This window comes from Streptomyces sp. NPDC002640 (genome assembly GCF_053592575.1).
Map to the genome: position 1 here is coordinate 61,822 of NZ_JBSFVZ010000033.1, position 16,060 is coordinate 77,881.

Here is a 16,060-nt window from a genome sequence, read left to right on the forward strand (position 1 = left end):
GCCCGGCAGGGTAGGTTCCGGCCCATGCCGGCAACGCACACCGTGACGAATCAGCCTCCGCCCCTGGTCGGGTACGACGTGTACGGCGCGGACCGCGCGCTGACCGAGGCCGTGGAGCGGCACCTCGACCCCGGACTGCTCGACGAGGCGCGCCAGGAACTCTCCGGCCTCGGCCGCAGCGCCGGATCCGCCCAGGTCCAGGACTGGGGACGGCTGGCCAACGAGAACCCGCCCGTCCTGCGCAGCCACGACCGGTACGGGCACCGCATCGACGAGGTGGAATTCCACCCCTCCTGGTACCAGTTGATGCGCAAGGGCATCTCCGCCCAGCTCACCGCCGCATGGTCCCGCCCCGGCGGACACGTGCGCCGGGCGGCCGGGTTCCTGGTCTGGTCCCAGGCCGAGGCGGGCCACGGCTGCCCGCTGTCGATGACCCACGCCGCCGTCCCCGCGCTGCGCACCGACCCCGCCCTCGCCGCCGTCTGGGAGCCCCGCCTCACCTCCACCCTCTACGACCCGGCGCTCGTCCCCGCCGCCGAGAAGCCCGGCGCGGTCTTCGGCATGGGGATGACGGAGAAGCAGGGCGGCAGCGACGTCCGCGCCAACACCACGGTGGCCCGCCCCCTCGCCGAGGAGGGCGCCTACGAGCTCACCGGCCACAAGTGGTTCTGCTCCGCGCCGATGTCCGACGGCTTCCTGGTCCTGGCGCAGACCGGCGAGGGCCCCACCTGCTTCCTGCTCCCGCGGGTCCTCGACGACGGCACCCGCAACGTCTTCCGCATCCAGCGGCTCAAGGACAAGCTGGGCAACCGCTCCAACGCCTCCGCCGAGGTCGAGTTCGACGGCACCTGGGCCCGACGCATCGGCGAGGAGGGCCGCGGCGTGCGCACCATCATCGAGATGGTCGCCGCCACCCGGCTGGACTGCGTGCTGGGCTCCGCGGCCCTGATGCGGCAGGCCGTCGCCCAGGCCGTGCACCACTGCGCCCACCGCCAGGCCTTCGGCGGCCTGCTCATCGACACGCCGCTGATGCGCAACGTGCTGGCCGACCTGGCGCTGGAGTCCGAGGCCGCCACCGCCCTGGCGATCCGGCTGGCCGCCGCCTACGACGCCGTCCAGGACCGCGGCGACGAACAGGAACGCGCGCTGCTGCGCCTGGCCGTCCCGGCCGCCAAGTACTGGGTCACCAAGCGGTGCACGCCGCTGGTCGCCGAGGCCGCCGAATGCCTGGGCGGCAACGGCTACGTCGAGGAGTCCGGGATGCCGCGCCTGCTGCGCGAGTCCCCGCTCAACTCGGTGTGGGAGGGCGCCGGGAACGTCCAGGCCCTGGACGTGCTGCGCGCCCTGCGGCGGGAGCCGGCCGCGCTGGACGCCTTCCTGCGCGAGGTGGGGCGGGCCCGCGGCGCGGACCACCGGCTGGACGGGGCGATCAAGCAGCTGCTGACCGACCTGGCCGACATGGAGGGCGCGGAGGCGCGGGCCCGCCGGGTGGTGGAGCGGATCGCGCTGGTGCTCCAGGGCTCGCTGCTCGTGCGGTTCGCCCCGCCGGAGGTCGCCGACCTGTTCTGCGCCTCCCGGCTCGGCGGCGACCGGGGCCACGCCTTCGGCACGCTGCCGCACTCGCCCCACCTCGCCGAGGTGGTGGACCGGGCCCGCCCGACCGCCTGACCGGCGCAGCCGCCACCACCGCGCAGCCACCACCACCGCGCGACCCTGCCGTCGCGCCGCCCTGCCGCCGCGCCGTCCTGCCGTCGCGCCGTCCTGCCGCCCCCGCGACCCCGGCGCCAGCGCGGGTCGCGGCTGGGGCGGCGCCGGGGCGGCGGCGGTGGCGCGGCGGTGGGGTGGAGTCCGCGGAGGGCTCCCGGGAAGGGCACACGTAGGGTGGCGGGCGAGACCGTCGCCCCTGGAGAGCCGCCCGATGTCCTTCCCCGCCCCGCCCCGCGAGTCGCTCCCGCACCCGCCGCGCACCCCGCGTCCGGCCGCCATGGAGCTCGCCGAGAGCCCGCGCATCGCGGCCCTGGCCTCGGGGGCGGAGAGCGTCGAGGCGTTCTGGGCCTCCGTCCGCGCCACCGGCACGCCCCTGGTCGAGCCCGACCCGCACGGCTCGGACGACCACGCGCTGGTCACCTTCCTCTGGCAGGGGGACGACCGGGTCCGCGCCGCGCTCGCCCTGCCCAACAAGCTGGCCGACCCGCGCGACCCCGCGGCCAACCTGATGCGCCGCCTCCCCGGCACCGACGTCTGGCACTGGACGCTGCGGATGCGCACCGACTGGCGGGCCACCTACTCCCTCTGCGTCGACGACGGCGACGACCCCGGCGCCCCCCGGCCCGACGAGCAGCCCTACCTGCCGTGGCTGCGGTCCCGGCCGCGGGTGGACCCGTTCAACTCCCGCACGCTGGCCCGGCGCTGGGGCGGCGTGCGGCAGTCCGTGCTGGAACTGCCCGACGCGCCGCCCGCCGACCCCCTGTGGCGGCCCCGCCCCGGAGCGGCGCGCGGCACCGTCACCGAGCACCTGCTGCGCAGCGAACTCCTCGGCAACGAACGGCGCGTGTGGCTCTACGAGCCCGCGCACCGGGACCCCGGCGCCGAACTCCCCGTCGTCGTGCTCTTCGACGGCGAGATGTGGCAGCCGGAGCTGGAGATATCCGTGCTGCTGGACAACCTCATCGCGGACGGCGCGATCCCCCCGGTGGCCGCCGTCCTCCCGGAATCGCTCGGCTCCGAGTGCCGCTACCGCGAACTCGCCTGCCGGGACGCGTTCGTGGAGTTCCTGAGCACCGAACTCCTGCCCTGGGCGGGCACCTTGCTGCCCCTGGCCGTGGACCCCTCCCGCACCGTCCTCGCCGGACAGAGCCTCGGCGGACTCGCCGCCCTGTACGGGGTGATGCGGGCGCCCGAGCGGTTCGGCAACGCGCTGTCCTGCTCCGGCTCCGTCTGGTGGCCCAACCACGCCGAGACCGACGGCGAGTGGCTCACCGGGGCGATCCGCGAGCACGGCGTGCCCGAGGGGGTCCGGCTCTGGCTCTCGGCGGGCGAGCAGGAATGGGTGCTGCTCCCGGCCAGCCGTCACCTGCGCGACGCGCTGGCCGAGCGGCGGGCGGACTTCGCCTACCGCGAGTTCAACGGCGGCCACGACTACCTGTGCTGGCGCACCGAACTGGCCGACGGGCTCACCGCCCTGCTGGGCCGGCCGGCCGCCGCGCTCAGCCGGCCGCGCTGAGGGTGATGTCGCCGTTGTCGGAGCGGACGTCGAGCCGGTTGGCGCCGTCCGGGTCGGTCGCCAGCCGCGTGGACACGTCGCCGTTGGAGGTCTCGGCGTCCACCCGGTAGGCGGTGCCCTCCGGCACCTCGAGGGTCACGTCGCCGTTGGCGGACTCCACGCCGGCGTGGAGCGGCGCGGAGGTGAACACCAGCCGGACGTCGCCGTTGTCGGAGACGGCCTTCACCTCGGAGGAGGTGACGCCGGTGGCCTTCAGGTCGCCGTTGTCGCCCTCCAGCGTGAGCGGGCCGGTGGCGCCGGTCACCTCGACGTCGCCGTTGTCCGTCTCGACGGTCAGCGCGGTGCCGAAGTCGCGGGCCTGGATGTCGCCGTTGTCGCCGCGCACCGTCAGCCGCAGGTCGCGGGGGACCAGCACCTCGTAGCGGGCCGCGCAACCGCCCATCACCGGGCCGCAGTCGGTCTTCAGCTCCAGCCGGTCGCCGTCCATCTCCCAGCTGGCCTCCGGATCGCCGATCAGCGCCCACCCGTCGAACCACCGGGTGACCTCGATCTCCTCGACGTCGGCCGGGCGGACCGCGAGGTCCCCGTTGTCGGTGTCGATGGTGACGTGACCGGCGGACGTGGCGAAGGAGCGCTTCTCCGGCTCCGCGTCGGCGAGGTCGGCGCCGCAGCCGCTCAGGGCCGCCGTCGCGAGGACGGCGCCGGCGGCGGCCAGGGCCACACGGGCGGCACGAGAATTGACTGCGGCCACGGGGGCCTCCGTTCGGGGTCGGACGCGGTGTCTCCGTCGACCGTTGTCGACGCTCCGACGGTACGGAGGCGGCGGGTGCCCGCACGATCCGGCGCGCCCCCTTCGCGGTACGGGGGCTGTCCCCACCCCCGCCCGGGGGAGAGGCCCGACGGCCCCCGCCCAGGAGGCGTCAGTCGCCCAGGAGGTCCTGGACGAAGGCGTTGCGGAAGGCGCGGCGGGGGTCCAGCTCCGCGGCCAGCGCGGCGAACTCGGCATGCCGCGGGTACCGTCCGCGCAGCACCGGCCAGGGCACCGTGAAGACCTTGCCCCAGTGCGGCCGCGGGTCGAACGGGGCCAGCGCCTCCTCGACCCGGCCGATCACCGGGAGCACCGCCGCCGTGTCGTCCACCCAGGTGAAGTGGACCGCCACGCTGTCCCGGTCGTAGGACGGGCTCAGCCACTGCCCGTCACCGGCCACCGTGCGGATCTCGCAGACCTGCAGGACGGGGGAGACGGCCTCGCGGATCGCGGCGAGGGCGTGCAGCGCCTGAAGGGCCGCCCCGCGCGGCAGCAGGTACTCGGACTGGAGCTCGTCACCGCTGCTGGGCGTGAACTCCGCCCGGAAGTGCGGCAGCCGCTCGTGCCACGGGCCCGGAACGCCCAGCTGCTCGGTGCAGTTCACGGCCGGCATCCCCGGCACCGGGTGCACCGGCCCGTCCGCGGCGGGGGCCCGGTCGAAGACGAGGGGGCCGTCGTCGACCCGGTGCTTGACCCACACCTGCTCGAAGACCGGACGCCGCCAGGACGTGAACAGGCTGACGCTGTACGCCGACTCCGCGACGGCGGTGAAGTCCAGCCCGTCCAGCGGCAGCCCGGTGAAGACCCGCTGCTCCACCTCGAAGGCCGGCTCCAGGTCCAGGGTGAGCGCGGTGACCACACCCAGCGCGCCCAGCGAGGTGACCACGCCGCCGAAGCGGGCGTCGCCGCGGCCGACGGTCGTCACCGAGCCGTCGGAGGTCACCAGCTCCACCTCGCGTACCGACGCGGCCAGCGGGCCGTTGGCGGCGCCCGAGCCGTGGGTGCCGGTGGCGACCGAGCCGGCCACCGAGATGTGCGGCAGCGAGGCCATGTTGGCCAGCGCCAGCCCGTGCGCGTGCACCTCCCGGGCCAGGCGCGCGTACCGCACCCCGCCGCCCACCCGGACCGTACGGGCCGCCGTGTCGACGTCGATCTCGGCCGGCAGCGCGTCCAGCGAGAGCAGCGCGCCGCCGGCGCCGGGGTCGGCGACGGTGTTGAAGGAGTGGCCGCTGCCGAGCACCCGCACCCGGTCCAGGCCCGCCACGGTCTCCCGGAGCTCGCCGACCGTGGCCGGCCGGAGCAGCTCGGTGGTGGAGAAGACGACGTTGCCCGCCCAGTTGGCCAGGGCGGCGGCGGTGGTGGTGGTGCGGGTCATGCGGTTCCTCCGGAACGGGCGCGGCACCGCCGTGCGTGGCGCTGGGCGCGGTCTGTCCTCAGCCTCTCACCCGGTCCGGGGAAAGCCCTCACCTGCCCGGACGACTGTGAGGTCCCCCACATCGGGGCAGGCTTCCGGGCGTGACACGGGGACCCGGTACCGCACCCGCGTCACCGGCGGCATACGGTGAGAAGTCGCGCATGGGAAGGAGAACGGTATGAGCACGGACACGGGCAGTCGTACCGCGCTGGTCGAGGATCTGATGGAGCGGTTCCCCGGGGTACCGCGGGAGGCCGTGTTCAAGGAGGACCTGCTGCGGGGCGGCGTCGCCTTCGACGCCTCGGCGCTCAGCGACAACGAGGACGGCGAGGTCAAGCCGAAGTCCTACTTCATCTTCTCCTTCGACCACGGCACCCTCCCCGAACTCGGCGAGGCCGCGCTGCGCCGTCCGCCGGAGGAGATCATCCTGACCGGCGGCCCCTACGACCTGCGGCGCACCGTCGTCTCGGTCCGGGTCAACCCCGGCTCGCCGTACCGGGTCGCCGCCGACGACAGCGGCATGCTGGGCCTCTACCTCGACGGGAAGCGGATCGCCGACGTCGGCGTGCCGCCGATGCCCGAGTACTACCGGCACAAGCTCTCGAACGGGAAGTCCGTGATGGAGGTGGCCCCCACCATCCAGTGGGGCTACCTGATCTACCTCACGGTCTTCCGGGTGTGCCAGTACTTCGGCGTCAAGGAGGAGTGCCAGTACTGCGACATCAACCACAACTGGCGCCAGCACAAGAAGGCCGGCCGCCCCTACACGGGCGTCAAGGACGTGGAGGAGGTGCTGGAGGCCCTGGAGATCATCGACCGGTACGACACCCAGAAGACCTCCACCGCCTACACCCTCACCGGCGGCGCCATCACCTCGAAGGTCGCCGGGCGTGACGAGGCCGACTTCTACGGCCACTACGCCAAGGCCATCGAGGAGCGCTTCCCGGACCGCTGGATCGGCAAGGTCGTCGCCCAGGCGCTGCCCAGGGACGACGTCCAGCGGTTCAAGGACTACGGCGTCAAGATCTACCACCCCAACTTCGAGGTGTGGGACGAGTACCTGTTCAAGATGTACTGCCCCGGCAAGGAGCGGTACGTCGGCCGCGACGAGTGGCACCGCCGGATCCTGGACTCCGCGGAGATCTTCGGTCCGCGCAACGTCATCCCGAACTTCGTGGCCGGTGTCGAGATGGCCGAGCCGTTCGGCTTCAAGACGGTCGACGAGGCCATCGCCTCCACCACGGAGGGCCTGCGGTTCTTCATGTCGAACGGCATCACGCCCCGGTTCACCACCTGGTGCCCGGAGCCGACCACGCCGCTCGGCAAGACCAACCCGGACGGCGCGCCGCTGGAGTACCACATCCGGCTGCTCCAGGCGTACCGGCAGACGATGGAGGACTTCGGTCTCTCCTCGCCCCCCGGCTACGGCCCGCCCGGCCCCGGCAAGGCCGTCTTCTCGGTGAGCTCCTTCATGGACAGCCTCCCGGAGGACGCCACCTACGTGGACAACGAGATCGCCGCCGCGGCCGTCGAGCAGGCCTGACCGCGGCCGGTCCGGCCCCCCTGGCGCCCCGCGCGCCCGCCCCACGCCGGGGCGGGCGCGCGGGGCGCCGGCGTGTGTGCGGCCGGAGTCCGCCGACGCGTAACGCCCTGTACCACGGGGCGGCATCGTCTGGAAACAGGCGTGCGAAAGATGGGTGATACTTTTTCGGCCATGTCGAGTTCTGCCCTCTCGACCGAGGCCGGCACCCGGACCACGGTCGACACCCCTGCCGCGGCCGTCTCCCCGGCCGCTCCGCACACCCTCGCGGAGAACCTTGCGGCGTACGTGATCGGCGCCTTCCTGATGTCCTGGGGGCTCACCCTCCTCCACGCCGTCGGCGGTGTCACCGGCGGTCTCGCCGGCGCGTCGTTCCTGATCAGCTACGCGGGCGACCTGCCGCTGGGCGCCGTGTTCTTCGTGATCAACCTGCCCTTCTACTACTTCGCCCTGCGGCGCATGGGCCGGTCGTTCACGCTGAGCACCCTGGCGGTGGTCGGGCTCACCTCGGCGCTGACGCCGCTCCAGCAGGAGCTGGTCACCCTGTCCGGGCTGAGCCCCTGGTACGCCTCCGTCTTCGGCGGCCTGTGCATCGGCCTCGGCATGATCGTGGTGTTCCGCCACAACGCCAGCGGCGGCGGCTTCGGCATCCTCGCGCTGCACCTTCAGGACCGTCGCGGCTGGCGGGCCGGCTACGTGCAGCTCGGACTCGACGCGGCGGTGATCCTCTGCGCCCTCCCGCTGGTGGAGCCGATGGTGGTGCTCGCCTCGCTGGCGGGTGTGGCGGTGCTCAACCTGGTGATAGCCATGAACCACCGGCCCGGCCGCTACAACGGCCGCTGACCCACGCCCGTCCCTCCTCCGCCGGCCCACGCCCGTCCCTCGTCCCGCCGGCCCCCACCGGTCCCCTCCCCCCGCACCAGGAGCGGTCGCATGTCCTCCACGCCGTCTCCGGCCCCGCTCGGCGGGCGCCGCCGCCTTCCGGCGCCGCCCGCCTGGATCCGCGACCCCGCGGTGTGGCGCACCGAGGTGCTGGCCGGGCTGGTGGTCGGCCTGGCGCTGATCCCCGAGGCGATCTCCTTCTCGGTGATCGCCGGGGTCGACCCGGCGGTCGGCCTCTTCGCCTCGTTCCTGATGGCGGTGACCATCTCGGTCGTCGGCGGACGCCGGGCGATGATCTCCGCGGCCACCGGCGCGGTCGCCCTGGTGATCGCCCCGCTGAACCGGGAGCACGGCTTCGGGTACCTGATCGCCGGCGTCCTCCTGGCCGGCGTCTTCCAGATCGTGCTGGGCCTGCTGGGGGTGGCCCGGCTGATGCGGTTCGTGCCGCGCTCGGTGATGGTCGGGTTCGTGAACTCCCTGGCCATCCTGGTCTTCCTCGCCCAGGTCCCCGAGCTGCGGGACGTTCCGTGGGCGGTGTACCCGCTGCTGGCGGCGGGCCTGGCGATGCTGGTGTTCTTCCCCCGGCTGACCACCGTGGTCCCCGCGCCGCTGGTCACGGTGGTGATCCTCACCGTGATCACGGTGGGCGCGGGCATCGCCGTGCCCACCGTCGGCGACCGCGGGGAGCTGCCGTCCGCGCTCCCGGTCCCGGGGCTGCCGGACGTGCCGTTCACCCTGGACACCCTCACCACCATCGCCCCCTACTCCTTCGCGATGGCCCTGGTGGGGCTGATGGAGTCGCTGATGACGGCCAAGCTGGTCGACGACATCACCGACACCCGCTCCAGCAAGACCCGCGAGTCGGTGGGGCAGGGCATCGCGAACATCGTCACCGGCCTCTTCGGCGGCATGGGCGGCTGCGCGGTGATCGGCCAGACGATGATCAACGTCAAGGTCTCCGGCGCCCGGACGCGGCTGTCGACCTTCCTGGCCGGCGTCTTCGTGCTGGTCCTGTGCGTGGTGGCCGGGCCGGTCGTCTCCGAGATCCCGATGGCCGCGCTGGTCGCCGTGATGGTGATGGTCTCGATCACCGCCTTCGACTGGCACTCGGTGGCCCCGCGGACGCTGAGGCGGATGCCGCTGGGGGAGACCGCGGTGATGGTGATCACCGTGGTCTGTGTGGTCGTCACCCACAACCTGGCCGTCGGTGTGGTGGTCGGTTCGATCACCGCGATGGTGGTCTTCGCCCGGCGCGTCGCCCATCTGGTGGACGTCACCGCCGCCGTCCGCCCCGAGGAGGGGCGGGTGGTGTACCGGGTCGCCGGTGAGCTCTTCTTCGCCTCGTCCAACGAGCTGGTGACGCAGTTCGACTACCAGGGCGACCCGGACGACGTGGTCATCGACCTGTCCGCCGCGCACATCTGGGACGCCTCCTCCGTGGCCGCCCTGGACGCCGTCGAGACCAAGTACGCCCGGCGCGGCAAGCGGGTGACGGTGGTCGGGCTCAACGAGCCGAGCGCCCGCATCCACGAACGGCTCGCGGGACGGCTCTCGTCCTGAACACGCCGGTGGCCCGGTCGCCTCGCCTCGGGCGGGGCGACCGGGCCACCGGGCGGGCGGATCAGACCTTGCCGCCGCAGATCACGTCGAACGGACGGCCGATCGCGAACATCAGCTCGATGGGCGCGGTGGTGCCGGCCGGGCACTCCGACTTCTCCTTGACCAGGCCCAGGACCTTGTGGTCGGCGGAGCCGGCCGAGGCGCAGGCGATCTCCTGCGCCTGCGCGTCGACGCAGTCGCCCTCCACCAGCTGGCCGCCGCCCGCGCCCGCGTCACCAGGGTGGTCGTCCGACAGGTTGCGGCCGCAGACCGTCTCGGTCGGGATGCCGCCGGCCTCCGAGCCGCCGTACGAGACCGACACCTCGATGATCAGGTCGGTGCCGGCCGGGCACTGGATGGACTCCGGCATGAAGCTGCCGTCCATGATCTCCAGGGCCTTGAACGTCGCCCCCGACGCGTCGCAGTCGAACATCCGGTAGCTGTCCGACCCCTTCTCCGGGTCGGGACCGCCGCAGTCGCCCTTCTCCCAGCTCCGCGACGCCTCGGAACCGGACGGGTCCGACGCCTCGGACGAGGACGACGCGCCCGCCCCGGACGAGGACGAGGACGACGTGCCGGTGTCCTCGTCCTTGAGGACCTGCGAGGCGCCGAACCCCACCGCCAGCACCACGCCCAGCGTCAGCAGGCTCCCCAGGCAGCCCTTCGCCCGGTTGGGCGCGGGCGCCGGCTGCTGCGGCGGAACCGGTGGTGGTGGCGGCTGAGGGTTGTTCTGCCAAGCCACGATGTGTGCCTCCCCTGCACTCTCTACGGACACGGGGGAGGACGGTGCGCCGGTACCGGCGGTTCCGCCGGAGGAGCGCCGGAGACGGTCAGGTCGTGTGAAGGGTCGTGCGCGCCAGTTCGTACGCCGGGAGCATCGCCTCGTGCTCCTGCTCGTCGGTCCCGCCGAGGTGCACGACCACCGGCCCGTCGGGCGTCACCAAGGCCAGCGCCCGCCGCGGCACCAGTTCCTCCCACAGCACGCTCATGGTCAGGTACTCCACCTCGGCCGCCCGCAGCCCGTCCCCGGTCCCGAACGTGCCGTACCGGGCCTTCTCGGCGCCCTCGGTCTCCGCGTCCACGAAGGCCTTCAGCACGGTGGTGGCGTCGTCCCCGGAGGGGTCCGCGGTCCACACGCGCAGGAACCCGAGGTGGCCGGCCCCGTCGCCGTCGACCTCGCACGCCGCCGTCACCGGCCCCTGCCGCACCAGCTCCCGGGCCACGTCGTCCAGGCCCAGCTCCTTCATGTCCTCGGGCATGTCCTCGAGGGCCCGCTCGGGGTCGGTGACCTCCTCGGCCTTCCAGCCGGCCGCCGTGTCGAAGGAGACGGGCAGCTCGCACGGCGACCCGGCCGGCCCGACCGTCCCCCCGCTCTTCGCGACCTCGGCGGAGCGGGCCTTCCCGCCGGACGAGGCCTCCGCCCGGCCGGACGCCTCCGCCGTCCGCCCGTCACCTCCCGAGCCGCACCCCACCAGGCCCGCCAGCACCACGGCGCACACCGCCGTTCCGGTCACCGCTCTCCGCATCTCCCCGCCCCTTTCGGCTGTACGCGATCAAGCGTGCACGGTAACCCGTGGCCGCCCCCACCGCCCCTGGCTTACCGTCCGGCCCATGGCGCTGAACAGGAAGGGCTCCCGGCGGATCACCGTGGACGGGACCGAGTACCGGTGGCGGGTGCGGAGGCAGGCACCCTGCGGCCAGGGGTGCTGCGGGGAGTCGCCGATGACCTACGCCGTCGAGGCGGCCGGCGCCGGCCGCGCGCGGGGGACGGTCCTGCTGGTCACCACCGGCCACCTGCGCCCCGACAACGTCCTGGCCCCCGAGGCGGTGCCCGTGCTCCCCGCCCAGGTCGCGGCGGCCGTCCGGACCGCGCGGGAGCGGGGCTGGGAGCCGGGGAGCCCCGGATCGGCCTTCCGGCTCACCTGGCCGGGCGAGGGTTGAGGCGTTCGGGGCGGCCGGGCGAGGGCGCGGGGACTCAGCCCAGCACGTCCGCCAGCGCCGCCAGCAGACGGTCGACGTCCGCGTCGTCGTTGTAGGGGGCCAGGCCCACCCGCACGCCGCCCTCGGCGCCGAGCCCGAGGTGACGGGAGGCCTCCAGCGCGTAGAAGGAGCCGGCCGGCGCGTCCACCCGGTGCGCCGCCAGCCGCCGCGAGACCTCGGCCGCGGGTATGCCGTCCACCGTGAACAGCAGCGTGGAGGTGCGGTGCGCGGCGCGGGAGTGGACGGTCACGCCGGGGAACTCGGCCAAGGCCGTCGTGACGCGGTCGCGGAGCCGGTCCTCGTGCTCCTCCAGCGCCGCGAACGCCGCGACCAGACGTTCCCGGCGGTCCTTCCCCGCCTCCGCCGGCGCGAGACCCGCCAGGAAGTCCACCGCGGCACGCGTGCCCGCCAGCAACTCGTAGGGCAGGGTGCCCAGTTCGAAGCGCTCCGGGACGGCGTCACCGGACGGGAGCAGCTTGTCGGGGCGCAGTGACTCCAGCAGCGCGGCGCGGCCGGTGAGCACGCCCAGGTGCGGGCCGAGGAACTTGTACGGCGAGCAGACCAGCGTGTCCGCGCCGAGGGCGGGCAGGTCGACGGCGGCGTGCGCGGCGTGGTGCACGGCGTCCACGTGCAGCAGCGCGCCGGCCGCGTGGACCAGGGAGGCGAGTGCCGGGACGTCGGGGCGGGCGCCGTTCAGGTTGGAGGCCGCGGTGACCGCGACCAGGCGGGTGCGCGCGGAGAGCGCCGCCTCGACGTGCTCCGGGCGCAGCTCGCCGGTGGCCGCGTCGAACTCGGCCCACCGCACGGTGGCCCCCACCGCCTCCGCGGCCTGGATCCAGGGGCGGATGTTGGAGTCGTGGTCGAGCCGCGAGACCACCACTTCGTCGCCCGGCCCCCAGCCCTTGGCCAGGGTGCGGGCGAGGTCGTACACCAACTGGGTCGCGCTGCGCCCGAACACCACCGTGCGGGCAGGGGTGTTGAGGAAGTCGCCCATGGCCTCACGGGCCTCGGCGACGATCACGTCCGCGTTGCGCTGCGCCTCGGTCAGCGGGCCCCGGTTGGCCAGCGGGCGGGTGAGGGCCTCCGCGATGGCCTCCACCACCGGCGCGGGCGTCTGCGTACCGCCGGGGGCGTCGAACCGGGCCCAGCCCGAGCTGAGCAGGGCGGGGAAGTGGGCGCGCACGGCGGCGGCGTCGAAGGACATGCGGCTCTCCAGAGTGGCTGACGGCAGGGGCGAAAGGGCGAGGTCAGGCCATGATCGCAGCAGAGCGGCCGGGACGGAACGGGGGGCGGCGGCGGACCGGGGGAGCGCCACCCGCGCCAGGACGGGGCCGGGAAGAACGAGGCGCGGGGCCGGGAACGAGCAAGTCCGGGCGCCCACGACTCCCCAAAGCCATGTCGCGCCCGGACCCTCTGCCGGAAGGTCGGAGGCCTGTGACCCTCCGGTGGTCCCAACTCCCCGTCTGCTCGCGTGGGATGGTGCCGACGGTCCCGCGGACCCGGCGACGGGGTGTCCCCCTGCGGGGAGAACAAACCCCTCGGCCGGAACCCGGTGCTCCCGCCGCTGCCCATCTCAACATCGGACGCGGAACGTAATATTCCGTGTCTGTCACGAAAAACCACGAAACGCGCACTCTCCCGCGAAGGCACAGGTCGGAGGGATACCCAGGTGACCCCGGGGCCGAGGCTCCCCTAGGTTCGCCGCATGGAGCAGGAGCTGTGGGAGCGGATGGGCGAGGCCGCCCGCGCCGAGATCGACGCCGCCGTCCGGCAGGGCACGGTGGTCCGGGCGGTCCAGGTGGTGCGGCAGGCGCTGCCCGGCGAGCGCGTGGGGATTCACCAGGCCCTGGACCTGGTCGGATGGCGCACCCGGGCGCTCGGGGACCTCGTCGGCCGCCCGGACCCCGACCCGCTGGACCTCTCGTCCCTGCTGGACCGCGCCGCGGCCCTGCCGGGGAGGGTGGTGGCCGTGGAGGCGCTCTGGGACGGCGACACCGTGCACGACTGGTTCGTCGACCTGGTCGCGCTGGCGGACGACCCGGAGGGGGAGGCGCCCCTCGCCACGGTCCGGTGGCGCACGGGCGGCCCGCCCCCGGCACAGGCCGCCGCGCAGGCGGGCCGCGCACTGGCGGAGCGGCTGGGCGTCCCCTTCCACTTCCCCTCCCCGGACGTCCCCGACGACCAGGCCCCGCGATGGCGGGCCCGGTGACCAGGCTCCTTCGGGGGCGGTGCGATGATCGGGCGGCGGTGTGCAGTCGAACGGAAGGCAGGGGCCATGACCGAGCGCCCGAAGAGGACCGCCTGGATACGGAGGTTCCACACCGCGGCCGAGGACGCGCCGCACGTGGTGCTCTTCCCCCACGGCGGAGCCGGAGCCACCTACTACCACCCGCTGTCCCGCGCCCTGAAGCCGGACGCGCAGGCGCTCGCCGTCCAGTACCCGGGGCGGCAGGACCGGATCGCCGAACCGTGTGTCGCGGACGTCGGCGAACTCGCGGACCGCGTCGCCGACGAACTGGAGCCCTGGGTCGACCTGCCCCTGGTGTTGTTCGGCCACAGCCTCGGCTCGGCCGTCGCCTTCGAGACCGCCGTACGGCTGGAGCGGCGCGGGGCGAGCGTCCGCGCCCTGTTCGCGTCCGCGCGCCGCGCCCCCGCCCGCCCCCTGGGCCACGAGCCGCCGACACTGGAGACCGACGCCGAACTGCTCGGCATCCTCGACCGCCTCAACGGCGACGGAGGGACGCCCATCCCGGACGACCCCGCCTTCCGCGAACTGGTGCTGCCGACCGTCCGCAACGACTTCCACGCCAGCAACCACTACCGCGCCCCCGCGGACCTGCGGCTCACCTGCCCGGTGATCGCCCTCGCGGGCGAGACCGACCCGGCGGTGCCCGTCACCGAGGTCGAACACTGGCGGGACCACACCACCGGCCCCTTCCGGCTGCGGACCTTCCCGGGCGGCCACTTCTACCTCGACGACCGGCTCGAGGAGATCCGCGCGGAGATCGTGGCGGCCACCGCCGCCTGAAACGCTTCGACACGGCCGGCCGGGATCCGCGACGAAAGCCCGGCCGCCCGCGCCCGGGCGGCACCCGCGGAGCCCGCGAAGGGCCGGGCGGCGGCGCCGGGCGCGGGCAGCCGTGGACGCCGCTCCGTCAGCCGTTCATCGCGGCCCAGAACTCCTCGAAGGACATCTGCCGGTCGCCGTCGGTGTCCAGCGCGTCGATCAGTTCCCGGGCCTGCTCGGCGGTGATCTCCGAACCCTCCAGCTCCGAGACGACCTGCCGGTACTCCTCCGCCGTCACCTGGCCGTCGCCGTCCAGATCGTACCGCTCGAAGACCGTGCGCGCCGCGTCCTTCACGATGTCCGTCATGGCCCCTCCTCTGTGATCTTGACCGGACCCAGGCTAGTGGTTCGGTGCACGGCCAGTGCCTGGAGGCCCACGGTGGCCGGCATCGACGGCAAGCGCCCGTCCACGGCCGGAGAGGGTGCGCCTCGGTGGACGAGGCCGGCACGAGAGGGGGAAATGCGAACCTTTGTGACCTTTGTCGTCCTTTTGGGGGAGGGGTGTGCCGTGTCCTGCTGCCCTGCGCGGACCGCCCCGCACCCCGAAACGAACCGAATCCTCGGCACAGAGGGAGCCGCAATGCCTTTCGTGACGACGCGCGACGGCGTGGAGATCTTCTACAAGGACTGGGGGAAGGGCGTCCCGTCGTGTTCATCCACGGCTGGCCGCTCAACGGCGATGCCTGGCAGGACCAGCTCAAGGCGGTCGCCGACGCCGGCTACCGCGGCATCGCGCACGACCGTCGTGGCCACGGCCGCTCGACGCCGGTGTACGACGGCTACGACTTCGACACCTTCGCCGACGACCTCAACGACCTCCTGTCGCACCTGGACCTCCAGGACGTCACCCTCGTCGCGCACTCGATGGGCGGCGGCGAACTCGCGCGGTACATCGGCCGCCACGGCACGGCCCGCATCCGTTCCGCCGTGCTGCTGTCCGCGGTGCCCCCGCTGATGCTGCAGGGGCCGAACAACCCCGAGGGCGTTCCGCAGTCGGTCTTCGACGACATCAAGGCGGGCATTATCAAGGAGCGCTCGCAGTTCTGGAAGGACACCGCGGTGGGGTTCTTCTCCGCCAACCGGGAGGGCAACGCGGTCACCCAGGGCAACAAGGACGCCTTCTGGTACATGGCCATGGCCCAGACCATCGAGGGCGGTGTCGCCTGTGTCGACGCCTTCGCCGCCACGGACTTCCACGAGGACCTGAAGAAGTTCGACATCCCGACCCTGGTCGTCCACGGCGACGACGACCAGGTCGTCCCCATCGACGCCACGGGCCGCAAGTCCGCAGCCCTCATCGAGGACGCCGAGCTCAAGGTCTACGACAGCGGCTCCCACGGCATCGCCATGGTGGCGGGGGACAAGGAGCGCTTCAACGCGGACCTCCTCGAGTTCCTCAAGAAGTAGCCACTGGGGCAGTGCAGCGGTGCGCGGCGGCGGCCGACGGCCGGTGGCCCGCCCCGCGGTGGGGCACGAGATCGGTAGAGGACACGTCTGAACACCCGTCACCCGGTAGTTGTTGTGGGTTGGGGTGGGGGGGGTGGGGA

At 73.6% G+C, this 16,060-nt stretch carries 14 protein-coding genes and 1 pseudogene; 9 read left to right on the forward strand and 6 right to left on the reverse strand.

The annotated features are described in order from the left end of the window. Positions 1-24 precede the first annotated feature (24 nt). Both ACWD3O_RS31385 and fes read left to right on the forward strand, forming a co-directional pair. On the forward strand, positions 25-1,668 hold the full coding sequence (locus tag ACWD3O_RS31385) for an acyl-CoA dehydrogenase family protein (protein WP_451418218.1): 1,644 nt from the start codon (positions 25-27) through the stop codon (positions 1,666-1,668). A 250-nt stretch (positions 1,669-1,918) separates the two neighbouring features. After that, positions 1,919-3,223 (forward strand): enterochelin esterase, encoded by a 1,305-nt coding sequence (gene fes / locus ACWD3O_RS31390; protein ID WP_451418219.1) that lies wholly within the window; start codon positions 1,919-1,921, stop codon positions 3,221-3,223. On the opposite strand, the gene ACWD3O_RS31395 is transcribed toward fes, so the two are convergent. Both ACWD3O_RS31395 and ACWD3O_RS31400 read right to left on the reverse strand, forming a co-directional pair. Next, positions 3,207-3,974, reverse strand: coding sequence for a DUF4097 family beta strand repeat-containing protein (locus ACWD3O_RS31395; protein WP_451413874.1), 768 nt, complete (start codon positions 3,972-3,974; stop codon positions 3,207-3,209). The genes fes and ACWD3O_RS31395 overlap by 17 nt on opposite strands. Before the next feature lie 169 nt (positions 3,975-4,143). Beyond that, positions 4,144-5,406: an FAD-binding protein gene (locus ACWD3O_RS31400; protein WP_451413875.1), complete on the reverse strand. Its 1,263-nt coding sequence runs from the start codon at positions 5,404-5,406 to the stop codon at positions 4,144-4,146. Between the two features lie 217 nt (positions 5,407-5,623). On the opposite strand from ACWD3O_RS31400, the gene ACWD3O_RS31405 reads away from it, so the two are divergent. The 3 genes from ACWD3O_RS31405 to ACWD3O_RS31415 all read left to right on the forward strand — a co-directional run bounded on the left by ACWD3O_RS31405 (position 5,624) and on the right by ACWD3O_RS31415 (position 9,427). After that, on the forward strand, positions 5,624-6,988 hold the full coding sequence (locus ACWD3O_RS31405; protein WP_451413876.1) for a radical SAM protein: 1,365 nt from the start codon (positions 5,624-5,626) through the stop codon (positions 6,986-6,988). 171 nt (positions 6,989-7,159) lie between these two features. After that, positions 7,160-7,828, forward strand: coding sequence for a YitT family protein (locus ACWD3O_RS31410; protein ID WP_451413877.1), 669 nt, complete (start codon positions 7,160-7,162; stop codon positions 7,826-7,828). 90 nt (positions 7,829-7,918) lie between these two features. Next, positions 7,919-9,427 carry a SulP family inorganic anion transporter gene (locus ACWD3O_RS31415; protein WP_451413878.1) on the forward strand — a complete coding sequence of 503 codons (1,509 nt, stop codon included), beginning with the start codon at positions 7,919-7,921 and terminating at the stop codon, positions 9,425-9,427. 61 nt (positions 9,428-9,488) lie between these two features. Here the strand turns inward: ACWD3O_RS31415 and ACWD3O_RS31420 are convergent, their stop codons facing one another. Further along, positions 9,489-10,208 carry a hypothetical protein gene (locus ACWD3O_RS31420; RefSeq protein WP_451418220.1) on the reverse strand — a complete coding sequence of 240 codons (720 nt, stop codon included), beginning with the start codon at positions 10,206-10,208 and terminating at the stop codon, positions 9,489-9,491. Between the two features lie 88 nt (positions 10,209-10,296). After that, on the reverse strand, positions 10,297-10,992 hold the full coding sequence (locus ACWD3O_RS31425) for a lipoprotein (protein ID WP_451413880.1): 696 nt from the start codon (positions 10,990-10,992) through the stop codon (positions 10,297-10,299). An 85-nt stretch (positions 10,993-11,077) separates the two neighbouring features. Here ACWD3O_RS31425 and ACWD3O_RS31430 point away from each other — a divergent pair, with 85 nt between their 5' ends. Continuing rightward, positions 11,078-11,407 carry a hypothetical protein gene (locus ACWD3O_RS31430; RefSeq protein ID WP_451413881.1) on the forward strand — a complete coding sequence of 110 codons (330 nt, stop codon included), beginning with the start codon at positions 11,078-11,080 and terminating at the stop codon, positions 11,405-11,407. 34 nt (positions 11,408-11,441) lie between these two features. Here ACWD3O_RS31430 and ACWD3O_RS31435 read toward each other — a convergent pair whose 3' ends face one another. After that, positions 11,442-12,650, reverse strand: coding sequence for a cysteine desulfurase-like protein (locus ACWD3O_RS31435; protein ID WP_451418221.1), 1,209 nt, complete (start codon positions 12,648-12,650; stop codon positions 11,442-11,444). 501 nt (positions 12,651-13,151) lie between these two features. On the opposite strand from ACWD3O_RS31435, the gene ACWD3O_RS31440 reads away from it, so the two are divergent. Next, positions 13,152-13,655 (forward strand): hypothetical protein, encoded by a 504-nt coding sequence (locus tag ACWD3O_RS31440; protein WP_451413883.1) that lies wholly within the window; start codon positions 13,152-13,154, stop codon positions 13,653-13,655. A 66-nt stretch (positions 13,656-13,721) separates the two neighbouring features. Then, positions 13,722-14,474 carry a thioesterase II family protein gene (locus ACWD3O_RS31445; protein ID WP_451413884.1) on the forward strand — a complete coding sequence of 251 codons (753 nt, stop codon included), beginning with the start codon at positions 13,722-13,724 and terminating at the stop codon, positions 14,472-14,474. Positions 14,475-14,601: 127 nt separating this feature from the next. On the opposite strand, the gene ACWD3O_RS31450 is transcribed toward ACWD3O_RS31445, so the two are convergent. After that, entirely contained in the window at positions 14,602-14,820 is a 219-nt protein-coding gene (locus ACWD3O_RS31450; protein WP_451413885.1) for an EF-hand domain-containing protein, read from the reverse strand. Positions 14,821-15,093: 273 nt separating this feature from the next. On the opposite strand from ACWD3O_RS31450, the pseudogene ACWD3O_RS31455 reads away from it, so the two are divergent. After that, a pseudogene (locus ACWD3O_RS31455) lies at positions 15,094-15,920 on the forward strand (alpha/beta fold hydrolase). Positions 15,921-16,060 lie beyond the last annotated feature (140 nt).